This window comes from Candidatus Paceibacterota bacterium (genome assembly GCA_041661265.1).
Taxonomy (GTDB): domain Bacteria; phylum Patescibacteriota; class Minisyncoccia; order JAHIHE01; family JAGLIN01; genus JBAZUT01.
Genome location: JBAZUT010000001.1, coordinates 45313 through 59051, shown reverse-complemented (window position 1 = coordinate 59051; position 13739 = coordinate 45313). Strand labels below are relative to the sequence as shown.

Genomic DNA, 13739 nt, shown 5'->3' with positions numbered 1-13739 from the left:
ATAATAAAATTCGCTCTAAGAGTTTTAATGTGGTTAATTTAGAAGGGATAAGTTTTTTGTTTTAAGAATTAATTATAAAATAATTAAAATAAACATAAATATCATTTATTATGCCAACCGTAAATATTTTTTATAAAGATTTAGGTCAACAAAAAGACGTTGGTCGGCAGCTAATGTCGAATTCACTAAAAGATGATCTGAAAAAGTTTATTGCTCAAGAATTAACTTGTAATGATATTAAGCTTAAACCGGAAGAAGTAAGTATTCGTCTCGTTAATGTTAGCGGTGAGGGAATGATCGGTGATGTAGAAATTGAAATAACGGCTCACTCTTTTAAGGATCGGGTAGAAAGACAAGACCAAATATGTTTGAACATCGCCAAGTATCTTCAAAAAAAGGATGCATTGTTTGGTGAAGTTAGGGTATGGCTAATACTTGCTGAATTGGGGCATAGCTGGGAATCAGCCCAATTCGGGAAAGGGGGGTAGGGTGGTTGGTTACAATCTAAGGAGCTGGACATTCTAATGCATGAGTTATTAAACAATATGATAATCACTCAGATAAGATCCGCACTCTGGCGGGCAAAAATTCCCATTCTCACTGTGGCAGCAACATATTTTGTTTCTGTTGCGATTGGAATTGTCATGGTACATTCGGGAAACCAGTTTGCTTTGTCATATCGGGATAATTTGGTGGCGAAAGCTCATGCCGGCGTCATCTTGAATCAGAAGAGTCAACTATCAAAAGGGCTGGCTGATTTTGGCGGTAATTCTATCGGGGCGGCGGCTGATACTTTGGGAGGGTTCGGGATTATTTTTCCCTATCCTGTGGTTGCATATAGAGGATGGGTCGGGGGAATTGTTTCAGTTGATTCTGATCATATAAGCCGGTTGATTCATCCGAAGCAGGCTTTCTATTATTTTTCCGTCGTGTTTATGCAACTCCTCGCATATTCGCTTGCTGCCGGAGCGGGCATCCAGGCGGGCCTCTCCATGTTCCGTTCGCGGCTCAAAAACGCAGGATTTATGTGGTTCGGGATTCCCAGGGAAGCGCTGCGGGATATTTTGTGGATCTATTGTCTTGTGCTGCCGATATTTTTGATCGCGTCTTTGTGGGAATTTTTGAGTCCGTGGAACTAAAGAGTTGACGATTGGCGTCTGATCCCCTATAATTTTAAAAATATGAAAAGACCAAGGTCCTTAGTTTCGTTCAGGGACGAGGCAACTTTAGAGCTTGTGAAAAAAACCGAGAAGAAAACTTTGGCTGTTTGGGCGATCGATTGCGCCAAGCGCATTTTGCCATATTTTGAGAAAAAACATCCCCAAGACCGTCGTCCCCGGCAAGCTCTGGAAACACTCCAGGAATGGATAAATACGGGAATATTCAAAATGGCGGTTATTCGCAAAGCTTCGCTTGACTCTCATGCCGCCGCTCGTGAAGCGGGGGAGGATGATGCGGCCCGCTCTGCTGCCCGAGCTTGCGGCCAGGCGGTTGCGACCGCGCATGTTCCCAGACATTCTATCGGTTCAGCAATTTATGCTCAGCAGGCTATTTGTAGAGCCACGGATTCCAACGATGCCATAGCCAAGGAACGCAATTGGCAATATCAACATTTGATAGATCTAAGGGAACGCCATTAGGTTTCAGTGAATATATTAATTAGTTTATGATGAAATAGTGCTAATTCTGCTTGTCATTGCGAGCCTGCCTGACCGGTAGACAGGGAGGTACGACCCTTCGAGCTTACTCAGGGTAAACTCCGCAATCTCGTATTTATGGCTTGGATAAGGGATTGCCACGCTCCTTCTGGTCGCTCGCAATGGCCCGATTAATAACTGTTTCAACAGAAATAAATTATAAGATGAAACAATAAAGCATTTTAGATTCTACTTATATTGCGATATATTTATATTAATATGTATTTTCACATGAAGATGAAAAATAATCTTGGTTTTAGCCTTTATGTCATAACCGACAGGAAGCTGGCCGGATCAAGGTTGATAACTGATGTTGTGAGACGGGCTGTCTTGGGCGGAGCAACGATCATACAGCTTCGGGACAAGGATGCCAGCGATGAAGAATTGATCGCTGTCGGGAAAGAATTGATGAAAATAACGCAGGGGAAAATTCCGCTTATCATTAATGACAACATCAAAGCTGCCATGGCGATCGGCGCCCAAGGGATCCATTTGGGACAGAAAGACATGCCGGCTCTGAAGGCGAAAGAAATGATCGGGGATGCGATGATCCTCGGCGTGTCGGCAAGCAGCGTTGAAGAGGCGATCAGGGCCGAAAAAGATGGAGCGGACTATATCGGCGCAGGTCCTATTTTCCCGACCTCGACAAAACCGGATGCTTCTCCCGCCATCGGTCTGGAGGGATTGAAGAACATAAAGAATGCGGTTTCAATTCCTGTGGTTGCGATCGGAGGCATCAATATGAAAAATGCCGGAGAAGTCGCGAAAATAGCCGATGGCGTTGCGGTTGTCTCAGCGATCATGCCGGCCAGGGACCCGAAGCGGGCGGCCGAAGAACTCTTGAAAATATTCATAAATGTTAAAAATAACAAACAACAACGTGGATAAAATAAATACCCGGGTTTCGGAATTATTGGGCGAGATAAAAAAACAAAAACCGCTCATACATCACATCACTAATCTTGTGGTGATGAACGACACGGCGAATGTGACGCTCTTTCTGGGAGCGCTTCCCGTCATGGCTCATGCCCATGAAGAAATGGAAGAGATGACAAAAAATGCGGGCGCTCTGGTTTTGAATATCGGGACTCTGACGGAATATTGGATCGAGGCGATGCTCTTGGCAGGCGCTGTTGCCAACAAAAAAGGGATCCCGATAGTGCTTGATGCGGTGGGAGCGGGGGCAACGTCATATCGGACAAAAACGTGTGAACAGCTTATGGAAAAATTGCATATTTCGGTCATCAAAGGCAATGCCGGAGAGATCGGGATCTTGAGCGGAGCGGGAGGAAAGGTCAGGGGAGTGGAAAGCGTCGGCAGTTCGATCGATCTTGTATCTGCGGTGAAAAAATATGCAGCGAAAACAAAGGCTACCGTTATTGCGACAGGAAAGAGGGATATCGTTTCCGACGGCAAGATAGTTTATGTCGTCGACAATGGAAATTCCTGGCTGCCCAGGATCACGGGTACGGGATGCATGTCCACTACGGCAGTTGCAGCATTTTGCGCCGTTGATCACGATCAAGCTCTCGCAAGCGCGGGCGCTCTGGCCTGTTTCGGCCTCGCTGCGGAATTGGCAGTGAAAAAAAAGATCGAAGGTCCCGCCAGTTTCAAAGTCGCGTTTCTCGATGCCATTTATAATATGGACGAAAGAACGCTGGCAGCGGGAGCGAAAATAACAGAAATATAACTGAAGAAATCTATGGAAATAGAAATATTGCAGAATATCGAGGGCGCAAAAAAAGCGAGGGGTCTCGCGGTAATCATTGATGTTTTCCGCGCTTTTTCTACGGCTTGCTATGTTGTTGCCCAGGGCGCAGAGAGGATCATCCCGGTAGGAGACATAGAACTTGCCTACAGATTGAAAAAAGAAAATCCCGATTTTATTTTAATGGGTGAACGCGACGGGGCCATCCAGCCAGGTTTTGATTTTGGAAATTCTCCTTTCGAGATCCAGGGCGTTGATTTTGGCGGCAGGACAGTCGTGCACACCACAGCCAATGGAACGAACGGGATGGCCAATGCTATCAATGCTGCAGAGATCATCACGGGAAGCTTTGTGAATGTGGCGGCAATTATCGAATATATAAGATCAAAAAATCCTGAAAATATTTCGCTGGTCTGCACTGGAACGGCCAATGAAACCATTCTGGATGAAGACGCAGTATGCGCGCGATACATCAGGAATGCCCTGCTCGGAGAACCCAATGATTTTGGTGCGATCGTAGAACATTTAAAAACGGCCGGCTTTGCGAAGCACTTTTTTGATCCCAAGATCGAATCCCATCCGGAAGGGGATTTTCATCTTTGTATCGCCTTGGACAGATTTTCCTTCATCCTGAAAGCTGAGCCATATGAAGATGGCCTGGTCTATCTGAAGAGGATCGAAATGAAAAAGTAGCGGTTCCCGCATTACGCTATCACAGTTTAGTAATGCTGAAATATCAAAAGATCATGCTCCGGGCATGATCTTTTTTGTTAAACGCATAAAAAAATAAGGCTTACATCGTAAGTCATTTTATTTGTGTTTATATGTGGATAGGGTGTGAGGAGTAGTATAGTACTGCCATTATTGCAATGCACATTAACATGCTGATCACTGAACCGATCTCTAATACTCTATCGCCATATTCGTATGTTTCCATTAAATTATACCTCTGCTCATATAATATCATAAAAAACGTTATTTGTCAATAGCGGATGTTTCTTGCGCCAAGATAGGTCTTATTCAGCATCCAAAATGTCTGCGTTTGGAACGGGCCGTTTTTTTTCTTTGCCATTTCCAAGTTTCTCCGTATCTTCGCCGGCATTATCAAAAAGAGAGCTAAGTGTTTCTCGTGCCTCCCGGATCTTTTTATCTGTGTCCTGTCTATATCCTTCCTCATTTCCGATCACTGTGTTTTCTGCATCTTCCATGGAAGCAACAACCGGAGCTGCCTCTTTAGATATATTATTTTTTACATCGAATATTTTCGCACCCTCGAGATCTTCATCAGAACTTAATTTTTCTGCCATTTTGGTTTCGTTTGGAAAAACTTTCGCTTCATTGGCATTATCGATCTCATCTTTCGTCTCATTATTTTCAGTTTCTTTTTCTGCGTGTAAAGTTTCCATATTTTTCATGTATTTATGTTAGGCAAGTGAACCGGGACGGATCTAACTTAATTCTACAATAAATAGCTTTTTATGCAATAAGTTCTAGCCTTTCTTATGGACATTATCGGTTTTTTGGAGGAGCAGGCTGCAGAATCGGCTAATCCGGATTTGACTTAATGTTCGGTCGTGCTAGAATCAGAGATCAAAACATGCCGTTTTGATCGGAAATAAATGGAGGTGTAAAGATTGAAAAATGAAGGAATAGTAAACGTGAATAGCAGTTCGGAGGATCCAATAGAAAGAATATTGGATAATTCTTCGGCTCACCGGTTCTGGATCGGACGCGAATGGATGCCCCGCGTGGATATATTCATAGAGTGGCTGAAGTTTCCTGAAGGCGATCCGATGAGGTCTCTCATCATGAAAGCTACACCGCTTGAAGCGAGGCTTCTTGGCGCCAGCGCCAAGAATGATTTCGTTTATTGGCGGGGCAAGAGAATCGTCTATGATTCCGATGCGCATCATGAGCTTATCGCAAGGGCGATGAGGTCCAAATACAGGGACAATCCGGATGCGATGGAGGCGCTTCTTTCGACCGGGAAAAAAACCATAACACATGAAGCGGATTCGCAGGGCCAGGATACGTCGCTGCCCAAGGAGCTATTTTGCAAGACGCTCACGGCAATACGCAAAGAGAATGCTATTTCAATGAAGGAATTGGTCGTCATGAAATATGCCGATAACACCTGCTGTGTCCAAGTCGTTTCCGTGAAGGAAGCCATGGAGGAATATGATGATGGGTTTTTCGGCATTGATCTTGCCAAGAGGATCTGGAAATTCGGAAGGAGAGAATTCAGGATCGGATCTCGCAGGTCGTGCGAACGCGGATCGCGCGGAGGAGTGATCGGAGTATACAACCGGCGCAGTATAGATCATATAGATTCACTCGCGCACACCGCTATCGATGCGGTCAGCGCGGATCATATTTGGAACGCGGATTAAAAATGATAATAGGCAAAAGCCTATTTTTTTTCGGATATTACGATTGCCGGCCCATAGTACGGGGGGTGGGAGAAAAAAAATAAAGCGATCTTCAGGGAGTCGCTTTTTGGTATGCTTAATTTTTCCCGATATTTTCCAATATTTTTGCGATCAATTCTTTTTTCCTGAACTTTTTGGGGACAGGCACACCAAGGATCGATGCTAACCTCGGGAGATAATTTTTGGGAATGTCCGAATATTGATAGACGCTTCCGGTCTTGCGAGTGATCGCATCCACAAGATATTGTATGCCCAGCGTTATTGTTTCGGCGTTTATGACATCCGCAAGATCATCTTTATTTCCGATCAGCTCCTCATATCTTTCATAGCGTCGGGGGCTTGTTCTTCTGAACCATTCCAGATCAGCCTTTGTCGCTCTTCTCCTCAATAGTTCAAGCATGGTCTCAAGATCAGGCCTTAGCGTTGTTGCTGTCATTTTTTCACCCCCCTGTGAATATCAGCAAAATAAGTATATATACGGGCGCGAATAAGCCAATGTTTTTGCATGCGGAAATGTCCGGCGTGTCTGAAGGAGCATTTCGAATTATTCGGACCTCATGGATTATTTTGTTTTATGCATCAAGAAATGAATAACGGCCGGAAAATAAAAAAACCGAATCGATCAAAGATCGTCGGTATTGCTTCCTTTTTTTATATATCTTTCAAACATAGACATCCATAAACTGTATTTTCCCCCAGATGCTGATCCCGAATTGGGAAAAGAACTTTCTGATAAAATTTCAGTGTCCAATCCCAGGTCTGCAGGATCGCAAAAATGGAGCTCTATTTTCCCGTTCTTATTGAACGCCAGTCCTGCCCTTATTGATGTCATATTAGTCTCGATCTGAACATTCAATATGGCCATTTTCATGTTCCCGTTCATGTCAACACCTCCCGTTGTCAACGCATAATGATAATACAAAATAAGGAATATGTCAAGAATACGACGTTTGATTTTGGCAACGCCTTTTTTGATATTTTACGATAAATATCGGGAAGTTCATTCCATTTTCCGCATATTTGGTCTATAATTTATATATGGACAAAAAATACAGGGGATCGACCGTAGGGGCTGAAGAGAGAGCGCTCCGGTGCATTTCCCGACAAGCCTCTCTGTGAAAATCAAAAAAATAATTTAATGAAAAACTATGATCGCGGATTTTATCATCACGTTCCGGGAAACTTTCGAAGCCGCTCTCGTGGTCGGGATCGTTCTCGGATATCTTTCGAAAACAGGCCAGACGAAATATAACAACGTCGTTTATGTCGGAATTGCGGCGGGGATCATAGCCAGCGTGTTTGCCGCTTTCATATTTGAAAATATATATGGCGGATTCAGCGGCAGGGGCGAGATGATCTTTGAGGGAGTCACGATGTTCTTCGGCGCATTCCTTCTTTCGACCATGATCTTCTGGATGATGGGGCAAAAGCATGTCGCGCAGGATCTCCGGAAAAATATATCCTTGGAGCTTTCGGCAAAGCACAAGGCCGGACTGTTTTTCCTGGTTTTCATATCGATCTTGCGGGAGGGAGTGGAAACGGTCATCTTTCTTGGTGCGGCGAGTTTTGCATCGGGGAACAGCAATTTGATCGGGGCGGTGCTCGGAGTTTCTGTTGCGGTTCTTTTGGGATATGCCGTTTTTGTGGGCTCGATGAAAATAAATGTGAAAATGTTTTTCAACTTCACGAGCCTGATCCTGATTTTTTTTGCGGCCGGACTGGTGGCTCAGGGCGTGCACGAGTTCGAGGAGGCGGGAGCGATACCTGTCTTGATCGAGCATGTCTGGGACATAAATCCTCCGGTCAATTCCGACGGCTCTTTTCCCGCACTTCATGAAAACGGGTCTGTTGGAAGCATATTCAAAAGCCTGTTTGGATACAATGGGAATCCGTCGCTTGTCGAAGTTTTGGGCTATTTTGCATATATCTCAGGCGCTTATTTTTTTTGGAAAAGAGCCGGGAAGAACGAATGACTATGCTAATTTGATAATTCATATATATGGACACCGATATTCTTACTTTTTTAAGGCAGTTCCGGATCGGAGGTTTCACCGTTTTTGATACGGCAGCCTCGTTTTTGGCGGTTTATCTTCTTGCCCCGCTTCTTTCCAGACTGTTCAGACTTGCGGGTCTGGACATTTCGCGAAAGAGCTGGCTATATCTCGTTTTGCCGATCGGCATCCTGGCCCACTCTTTTTCCGGAAATAAAACGCCTATGACGGAGGAATTTCTCGATCCGAAAGGCTACTATTTCCTGAAAGCCGTTATTCTGATATTGGTGATCTTGGGATTCAGGGAGATCAAGATGAACAGAAAAGACAAGAAAGTATGAATAAAAACAATTTTAAATCAATTTACCATTCAGTGGATATGAAACAAAGATTAAATAAAGCTTCATTTGTTCTTCTGGGCATATTGTCCGTTTTTGATCTTGCTTTGGCTCAAGTGAACAATATCTCTCCGGAAATGATTCAGCAATATCAGAGGCAGGTCAATAGTGCGAGCAATGTTCCCGATGCTTCCGGGGGCGGGGTGTCGCCGGCAATCAATCCGGAATCTGTGATCCAGCCCCAAACCGGCCAGGCGCCATCTTCGGCATTGGAAACTCCGGCTGCAGAAAATAATATAATTGCATCGGATGAAGCATTGCCGGAGGCGCAGACACAGGCAGAGGATAAAAATATACCGTCAGATAAATACAGTCAACAAATTATCGATCCAGTTTCCCCACAGGGATTTAAAAACTTATTTTATCTTGCAGTTATTGCCGCTATTATTTCGGCTTTTTTCGGATTTGAGTGGTGGCGCAGGCTGTTGAAAAAGGACAAGAAACGTGAACTGCCGGCTGAAGATGACGGAACTGTTTGCAAGACTTGCAGCGGAAGCGGAAAAGTGGAGCAAAAAAGGAAAAAGACCGTTGATTGCGGAAGCTGCAAGAAAACGGGCAGGGAATTGTGCAAATACTGCAATGGAACGGGCAGATATGGCGTGGGGCTCACAGTACCGGAGACCGAAGAGAATCTCGAAAGCTATATGAAATGCGATTATTGCGGCGGAACGGGATTCATGGAAACACCATTACCTTGCAGCGTCTGCAAGGGCAATAAGAAGATCGAGATCGAGGAATCCTATCAGGCAGCATGTCCGGCATGCAAGGGAATCGGGCGCACTTCAGAGCTAAATGATCCGAAATAGCTGAACATGTTATCCGGCGCAATGATAAATGCTGATCTTGGCTTTAAATGATTTTCATGGGGGTGATGGAGATGACGGACTGATGATTTCCACCAAAACGCTAAAAAATTTGATGCAAAACAATATGAAACTAAAGATCGCCGTCGCGCAATTCATGATCGATCAGCTATCTTGCGATAATAATCTGTTGCGCGCTGAAAAATTCATAAAGAAAGCCGCCGATTCGAAAGCCGGAGTGGTCATTTTTCCCGAATATTTCATTGACGGAACGAGAAAGCGGGATCTCGATCGTTTTAGCCATGGAAATGAATATGTGGAATATTTCCGGAATTTGGCAAAGGTCCACAGGATCGATATTGTGGCCGGATCGATGGTGGAAAGGGACAAGAAAAAACTATACAATACTTCATACTATATCGATCGCGGCGGGGAGGTGCTGGGAAAATACAGGAAGATCAATCTTTGGGGCACAGAAAAGCCGAGTCTTTCCGCCGGGAGCGAGTCCTCCGTTTTTGATACGAGGTTCGGGAAAATCGGGCTTGTCATCTGCTGGGATCTTTTCTTTCCGGATATATTCGCCGGAATGTCGGCAAAGGGGGCCGAGCTGGTGTTTTGTTCGAGCTATTGGCGTCTTGAAGATGCGGGCATCGGGATGAAATATGACAAAAATTCCGAGATAAAGCTCATTGATTCCATCTGCACAGCAAGGGCGTTTGAGAACGGGATCATTTTTGTTTTCTGCAATGCCGCCGGAAAAACGAAGGTCGGGAATTCAATGGACACTTTGGCGGGACATTCACAGATAGCGGTTCCGTTCAAGGGGTGTTTGAAAAAATTGCCGCACAGCAGGGAGGCGATGTTTGTCCGGGAAGTTGATATGGATATTTTGAAAGATGCGCGGAAGGTCTATGAGATAGGGAAAGATCTTTCGTAATGATAGCTGCTTTCAAAGAAGGCAATTTTTTCATCTTGGTTCTTTTACCTGTTAATAATTATCTTGCATCAGCTCTTTAATGTTATAGAATATAAGAAGGAGGGTGGCTGTATCATTGAAAATTCGGATCATGGAATTCGTTGCATAAACATTCATAACAGATATATGAAGATGGATAATGCCAGAAGAAATATATTCACGGAAAATGCAGAGTTTTTTCGAGCGCTTGTTTTTTAAAACAGGCGCATTTTTTAAAAGCCGTTTTCATATGTCGCGGGCCGATCGATCTCGGCATAGAACTTATCGAAGCCTGCCAGATAATATCCGGAATATCTTCCGCGTCATTTTCTGAGATCAAAGTCCAGCTTTAATTATTAAAACAAAACCATGAAATAAACTCATTATAGAGAAGACGTACCCCGCATATTTCAGCTTTAATAATTAATATAAAAATATGAATCAAAAAATTATCATCGCCATAGCGGGAATTTTGATCGTTATCGCCGGGGCTGCCTATATCATGCAGACCAGATACAGTTCGCCCTATTCTCCTGCCAATACAGTTCAGGATCAGCAGGCGAATAATAACCCGGCTTCTCCCGCACAGGGGCAAATCGATGTAATGGTCAAGAACAACGTTGCTCTTGGGGATATTTTTACTGATGGCAACGGAATGACTCTATACACCTACAGCAAAGACACGAAGGACGTAAGCGCTTGTTATGGCGGTTGCGCCGTGAATTGGCCGCCTCTATTAGTGAGCGCCTCTCCCAAGATCGGATCCAACCTGATCGCAAGCAAGTTTGGCGTCACAACCCGGACCGATGGGGGAAAACAGGTAACTTTTGAAGGCATGCCGCTATACTATTATATCCAGGATAAAAAAGCGGGCGACACCAACGGGCAGGGCGTGGGGGGAGTTTGGTCGGTCTACAAGGTCGCATCTGATAATCTGGTCCCGGCCGGCACTGCTGCGTCGCCGAGCTCGTACTGATCTTTTTGAGTTTCTTGCCTGATTTAATCGCTAAAAATTAAAATATGATGTCGCAAATACCCGATGGCAGCAAGAAAGTGGCCAAAGAAGATATAAACAAGGAGATCTTGCGCGTTGGAATGATCGCGGAGCTGGATGCGATCAATCTATATGAGCAGCTGGCAGCGGTTACGGATAGCAAGATCATCAAAGAGATACTTCTTGATATCGCCAGGGAAGAAAAAACCCACATGGGGGAGTTTCAGACTTTGCTTCTCAGGGACGATCTGGAGCAGGTCGTTGAGCCGGAAAAGGGAAAGAAAGAAGTGCACGACCTGATTGAATAATATAATTCAGAATTGGACGGATAGTAATGAAATAAAAAAAGCAAGATGTTTCTTGCTTAGTCTTCTCCGATCTCGAGGTTTGTGAAGAACATGTCCAAGATCGCGATCTTTTTTTTCTGCATGAGATTGCACGATCTTTTTTCTAGAGCCTCCGTCAGGATCGGGATGATCCCTGCGTTATATTCGGTCTGTCTGAATGAGCCGGAATCGGATAGTCCGACCGGCTTTTTGTCTTTTTCCATTGCGGCCATCAGCTCGACTCCCGCTCTATAGCTTCGGAGCCTCACCGGAGTTTGTCTTGCGGTCAGGACATCCAGAAGTTTCAGGATCCCTTCATTTATCGCAATTATTTTCTGCACTTCTTCATCTTCTTCCCACAGTTCGTCCAGTCTTGTGTATTTCATTTGTTCTCCTCCCTTTTTGGGGTATTTGAAGAATAAGACGGAATATTGATGATGTCAATAAGGAGAATGAAGATCGCCTTGAAAGACTGGACTTCTCGCCATAAAAAAACCCCTGATTTTTGGGGTTTGGAAATTTATCGGAAAATAACATACTCACCGGATCTTTTCATAGTGTATCCGAACTTTTTCGGGAAGATCTTGACACTATCGGGGACCATTTGAATAAACGGTCCATTGCCGGATTTTTCGAAGTTGGTCAAACAATGATCAGATCTGACTTTGATAATAGGAACTTCCCCCTTCCGTCTTTTTTCAATAATTATTTCGCCGCAATGCTCTATGTTGGAGCAAAACAGGACAGCGAACAACCCTTCCGGATCTTTTTCTAACATTGAAGCCTCCTTGGCAATTGTATATTCATCTTATAAGAACGCTGTCTTTGGGTCAAGTTCAAAACAATTTTCCCCGTCAGGGCATTCGGAAGCATTGCGGACGCCTAAGAATCCCTAGCCGTCTTCTTTTTTTGCATATTCAAATTAACAATGAGTTGATATATATATATATATATTAAATTGACACCAGCGTGAACATTTGCTAGAGTTTGAATACGAATTTTTTTGGAGGAATGAAATGAGAAGAAAGAAAATGGGAATAACCGGAGAAAAAACAGCCGAAGAAATTGTAAAAGGAATAATTGAAAAAGGCGATTGGGAGGTGTTAACCGACCTGATCATAGGGTATGAAATAAGGCGAACCAATTCGCCGCTTTATGTCCCACGCAAAGAAATCGAAAAAGAAACGAATATGAAAGAGAAAGATCTTTTTTGCCAGGTCTGCGACTTGCTGCTTAATGCTAAAATAATCGCCGTACAATTCGATGGTAGTGTATTGAGGGTATCGGGCGCTGAAAACGGCTATGCGCATATCAGTTGCTTGTCGGTATTCGGAATAAGCTCGTCCGGTTTGGATAATAGAACATTTGTATGTAAAACAAGAGAGGATGCAAATGATTTTGCGCGGGCCTACAGGTCCTCGCACCAGAAAGCGCACGATTATAAACCGGAAATAAAAATAGTTCTTGTAAAAACAGTGGAAAACTATGTATACGAAGGTGATTAACTCACCTTTCTTTTTTTCTCTACTCGGGGGCTTCAAAAGAAATCCGATGAGAATAAAACATGCCTTATTGAATAGGCAATCCTTTTAGCTTGATCTCCTTGTAGTATGGGTGATGTTGGAATATAATTTAAGCAGGAGGAATGTATTCGCACCGGATATTTCCGGTAACTGATCGCAGGAAGAAGCTCCGGAACTATTTTAAAAAGCATGATAAATTTATGGAAAGAAAGAATATTTTCAAACTTCTGGAGAAAAAGATCAGGGATATCAATTTGAGCCATCCCGCCAGGGTCGCGATAGACGGCGTTGATGGATCGGGAAAGACCGTGTTTGCCGATGATCTTGCGGATCATCTCAAAAGGACGAAAAGGCAGATCATCAGAGCATCGATCGATAAATTTCATAACGCGAAACAAGTGAGATATCAGAAAGGGGAATATTCTCCCGAAGGCTACTATTTTGGTTCATTCGATAACCGGGCGTTGATTGATAATTTGCTTGAACCCCTCGGGTCGAACGGGCCGATGGAATACAGAAAAGGCATATTCGACTATATGAGCGACAAGGAATCGGATTCGTCGCCGGAAAAAGCCCAAAAAGATTCAATATTGATCTTCGACGGGATATTCCTTTTCAGGCCGGAACTTTTTTCTTTTTGGGACCTGAAAATATTTCTCGATGTTCCTTTTGAGATCACACTGGAAAGAGTTCGCAAGAGGACAAAGGATAAAAAATATCTGGGGACGGATAGCAATATCACAGATAAATACGAAAAACGTTATATCCCCGGGCAGAAATTATATTTCAAAAACGCGAACCCGAAAGAAAAAGCGGATATAGCCATCAACAACAGCGATTTTGATGATCCGGTCGTGGAAAGAATGCCGTCGCAGGAATTAGCTTAATTTGTTCCATAAGATAAAATATCAACAA

The 13739-nt window shown here is 43.9% G+C and carries 20 protein-coding genes; 15 read left to right on the top strand and 5 right to left on the bottom strand.

All coding sequences use genetic code 11. The annotated features are described in order from the left end of the window. Positions 1-110: 110 nt before the first annotated feature. The 6 genes from WC788_00370 to WC788_00345 all read left to right on the top strand — a co-directional run bounded on the left by WC788_00370 (position 111) and on the right by WC788_00345 (position 4098). Positions 111-488: a hypothetical protein gene (locus WC788_00370; GenBank protein ID MFA6096064.1), complete on the top strand. Its 378-nt coding sequence runs from the start codon at positions 111-113 to the stop codon at positions 486-488. Between the two features lie 57 nt (positions 489-545). Then, positions 546-1139: a hypothetical protein gene (locus tag WC788_00365; protein MFA6096063.1), complete on the top strand. Its 594-nt coding sequence runs from the start codon at positions 546-548 to the stop codon at positions 1137-1139. A 42-nt stretch (positions 1140-1181) separates the two neighbouring features. Then, on the top strand, positions 1182-1640 hold the full coding sequence (locus WC788_00360) for a putative immunity protein (protein MFA6096062.1): 459 nt from the start codon (positions 1182-1184) through the stop codon (positions 1638-1640). Positions 1641-1928: 288 nt separating this feature from the next. Then, positions 1929-2585 carry a thiamine phosphate synthase gene (gene thiE, locus WC788_00355; GenBank protein ID MFA6096061.1) on the top strand — a complete coding sequence of 219 codons (657 nt, stop codon included), beginning with the start codon at positions 1929-1931 and terminating at the stop codon, positions 2583-2585. Beyond that, positions 2554-3387: a hydroxyethylthiazole kinase gene (gene thiM, locus WC788_00350; protein MFA6096060.1), complete on the top strand. Its 834-nt coding sequence runs from the start codon at positions 2554-2556 to the stop codon at positions 3385-3387. The genes thiE and thiM overlap by 32 nt, the downstream gene beginning before the upstream one ends. A gap of 12 nt (positions 3388-3399) precedes the next feature. After that, positions 3400-4098 carry a 2-phosphosulfolactate phosphatase gene (locus WC788_00345; protein ID MFA6096059.1) on the top strand — a complete coding sequence of 233 codons (699 nt, stop codon included), beginning with the start codon at positions 3400-3402 and terminating at the stop codon, positions 4096-4098. 323 nt (positions 4099-4421) lie between these two features. Here WC788_00345 and WC788_00340 read toward each other — a convergent pair whose 3' ends face one another. Further along, positions 4422-4811: a hypothetical protein gene (locus tag WC788_00340; protein MFA6096058.1), complete on the bottom strand. Its 390-nt coding sequence runs from the start codon at positions 4809-4811 to the stop codon at positions 4422-4424. 228 nt (positions 4812-5039) lie between these two features. Between WC788_00340 and WC788_00335 the strand changes: the two genes are divergently transcribed. Further along, positions 5040-5795 (top strand): hypothetical protein, encoded by a 756-nt coding sequence (locus WC788_00335; GenBank protein MFA6096057.1) that lies wholly within the window; start codon positions 5040-5042, stop codon positions 5793-5795. Positions 5796-5910: 115 nt separating this feature from the next. Here the strand turns inward: WC788_00335 and WC788_00330 are convergent, their stop codons facing one another. Both WC788_00330 and WC788_00325 read right to left on the bottom strand, forming a co-directional pair. Further along, positions 5911-6270, bottom strand: coding sequence for a hypothetical protein (locus WC788_00330; GenBank protein MFA6096056.1), 360 nt, complete (start codon positions 6268-6270; stop codon positions 5911-5913). 186 nt (positions 6271-6456) lie between these two features. Beyond that, positions 6457-6717, bottom strand: a complete 261-nt coding sequence (locus tag WC788_00325; protein MFA6096055.1) for a hypothetical protein — start codon at positions 6715-6717, stop codon at positions 6457-6459. 265 nt (positions 6718-6982) lie between these two features. On the opposite strand from WC788_00325, the gene WC788_00320 reads away from it, so the two are divergent. The 6 genes from WC788_00320 to WC788_00295 all read left to right on the top strand — a co-directional run bounded on the left by WC788_00320 (position 6983) and on the right by WC788_00295 (position 11283). Then, complete coding sequence (locus WC788_00320; GenBank protein ID MFA6096054.1) at positions 6983-7807, top strand: FTR1 family protein; 825 nt, start codon at positions 6983-6985, stop codon at positions 7805-7807. Between the two features lie 26 nt (positions 7808-7833). Continuing rightward, entirely contained in the window at positions 7834-8166 is a 333-nt protein-coding gene (locus tag WC788_00315; GenBank protein ID MFA6096053.1) for a hypothetical protein, read from the top strand. A gap of 38 nt (positions 8167-8204) precedes the next feature. Beyond that, positions 8205-9029 (top strand): hypothetical protein, encoded by an 825-nt coding sequence (locus WC788_00310; GenBank protein ID MFA6096052.1) that lies wholly within the window; start codon positions 8205-8207, stop codon positions 9027-9029. 124 nt (positions 9030-9153) lie between these two features. Continuing rightward, positions 9154-9963, top strand: a complete 810-nt coding sequence (locus tag WC788_00305; protein MFA6096051.1) for a carbon-nitrogen hydrolase family protein — start codon at positions 9154-9156, stop codon at positions 9961-9963. A gap of 454 nt (positions 9964-10417) precedes the next feature. Continuing rightward, positions 10418-10957 (top strand): hypothetical protein, encoded by a 540-nt coding sequence (locus tag WC788_00300; GenBank protein MFA6096050.1) that lies wholly within the window; start codon positions 10418-10420, stop codon positions 10955-10957. Positions 10958-11001: 44 nt separating this feature from the next. Further along, positions 11002-11283 carry a ferritin family protein gene (locus WC788_00295; GenBank protein ID MFA6096049.1) on the top strand — a complete coding sequence of 94 codons (282 nt, stop codon included), beginning with the start codon at positions 11002-11004 and terminating at the stop codon, positions 11281-11283. 56 nt (positions 11284-11339) lie between these two features. On the opposite strand, the gene WC788_00290 is transcribed toward WC788_00295, so the two are convergent. After that, on the bottom strand, positions 11340-11687 hold the full coding sequence (locus WC788_00290) for a hypothetical protein (protein MFA6096048.1): 348 nt from the start codon (positions 11685-11687) through the stop codon (positions 11340-11342). 134 nt (positions 11688-11821) lie between these two features. Next, entirely contained in the window at positions 11822-12079 is a 258-nt protein-coding gene (locus WC788_00285) for a hypothetical protein (GenBank protein MFA6096047.1), read from the bottom strand. A 238-nt stretch (positions 12080-12317) separates the two neighbouring features. Here WC788_00285 and WC788_00280 point away from each other — a divergent pair, with 238 nt between their 5' ends. Together WC788_00280 and WC788_00275 are read left to right on the top strand one after the other, a co-directional pair. After that, complete coding sequence (locus WC788_00280; GenBank protein ID MFA6096046.1) at positions 12318-12806, top strand: hypothetical protein; 489 nt, start codon at positions 12318-12320, stop codon at positions 12804-12806. A 140-nt stretch (positions 12807-12946) separates the two neighbouring features. Next, a complete protein-coding gene (locus WC788_00275) occupies positions 12947-13711 on the top strand; it encodes a hypothetical protein (protein MFA6096045.1) in 765 nt (254 codons plus the stop codon). The last annotated feature ends 28 nt before the right edge of the window (positions 13712-13739 follow it).

Coding starts and splice junctions, on each gene's coding strand:
- WC788_00370 (MFA6096064.1), top strand. CDS start 111: ATGCCAACCGTAAATATTTTTTATAAAGATTTAGGTCAACAAAAAGAC.
- WC788_00365 (MFA6096063.1), top strand. CDS start 546: ATGATAATCACTCAGATAAGATCCGCACTCTGGCGGGCAAAAATTCCC.
- WC788_00360 (MFA6096062.1), top strand. CDS start 1,182: ATGAAAAGACCAAGGTCCTTAGTTTCGTTCAGGGACGAGGCAACTTTA.
- thiE (MFA6096061.1), top strand. CDS start 1,929: ATGAAGATGAAAAATAATCTTGGTTTTAGCCTTTATGTCATAACCGAC.
- thiM (MFA6096060.1), top strand. CDS start 2,554: ATGTTAAAAATAACAAACAACAACGTGGATAAAATAAATACCCGGGTT.
- WC788_00345 (MFA6096059.1), top strand. CDS start 3,400: ATGGAAATAGAAATATTGCAGAATATCGAGGGCGCAAAAAAAGCGAGG.
- WC788_00340 (MFA6096058.1), bottom strand. CDS start 4,811: ATGGAAACTTTACACGCAGAAAAAGAAACTGAAAATAATGAGACGAAA.
- WC788_00330 (MFA6096056.1), bottom strand. CDS start 6,270: ATGACAGCAACAACGCTAAGGCCTGATCTTGAGACCATGCTTGAACTA.
- WC788_00325 (MFA6096055.1), bottom strand. CDS start 6,717: ATGAACGGGAACATGAAAATGGCCATATTGAATGTTCAGATCGAGACT.
- WC788_00320 (MFA6096054.1), top strand. CDS start 6,983: ATGATCGCGGATTTTATCATCACGTTCCGGGAAACTTTCGAAGCCGCT.
- WC788_00315 (MFA6096053.1), top strand. CDS start 7,834: ATGGACACCGATATTCTTACTTTTTTAAGGCAGTTCCGGATCGGAGGT.
- WC788_00310 (MFA6096052.1), top strand. CDS start 8,205: ATGAAACAAAGATTAAATAAAGCTTCATTTGTTCTTCTGGGCATATTG.
- WC788_00305 (MFA6096051.1), top strand. CDS start 9,154: ATGAAACTAAAGATCGCCGTCGCGCAATTCATGATCGATCAGCTATCT.
- WC788_00300 (MFA6096050.1), top strand. CDS start 10,418: ATGAATCAAAAAATTATCATCGCCATAGCGGGAATTTTGATCGTTATC.
- WC788_00295 (MFA6096049.1), top strand. CDS start 11,002: ATGATGTCGCAAATACCCGATGGCAGCAAGAAAGTGGCCAAAGAAGAT.
- WC788_00290 (MFA6096048.1), bottom strand. CDS start 11,687: ATGAAATACACAAGACTGGACGAACTGTGGGAAGAAGATGAAGAAGTG.
- WC788_00285 (MFA6096047.1), bottom strand. CDS start 12,079: ATGTTAGAAAAAGATCCGGAAGGGTTGTTCGCTGTCCTGTTTTGCTCC.
- WC788_00280 (MFA6096046.1), top strand. CDS start 12,318: ATGAGAAGAAAGAAAATGGGAATAACCGGAGAAAAAACAGCCGAAGAA.
- WC788_00275 (MFA6096045.1), top strand. CDS start 12,947: ATGTATTCGCACCGGATATTTCCGGTAACTGATCGCAGGAAGAAGCTC.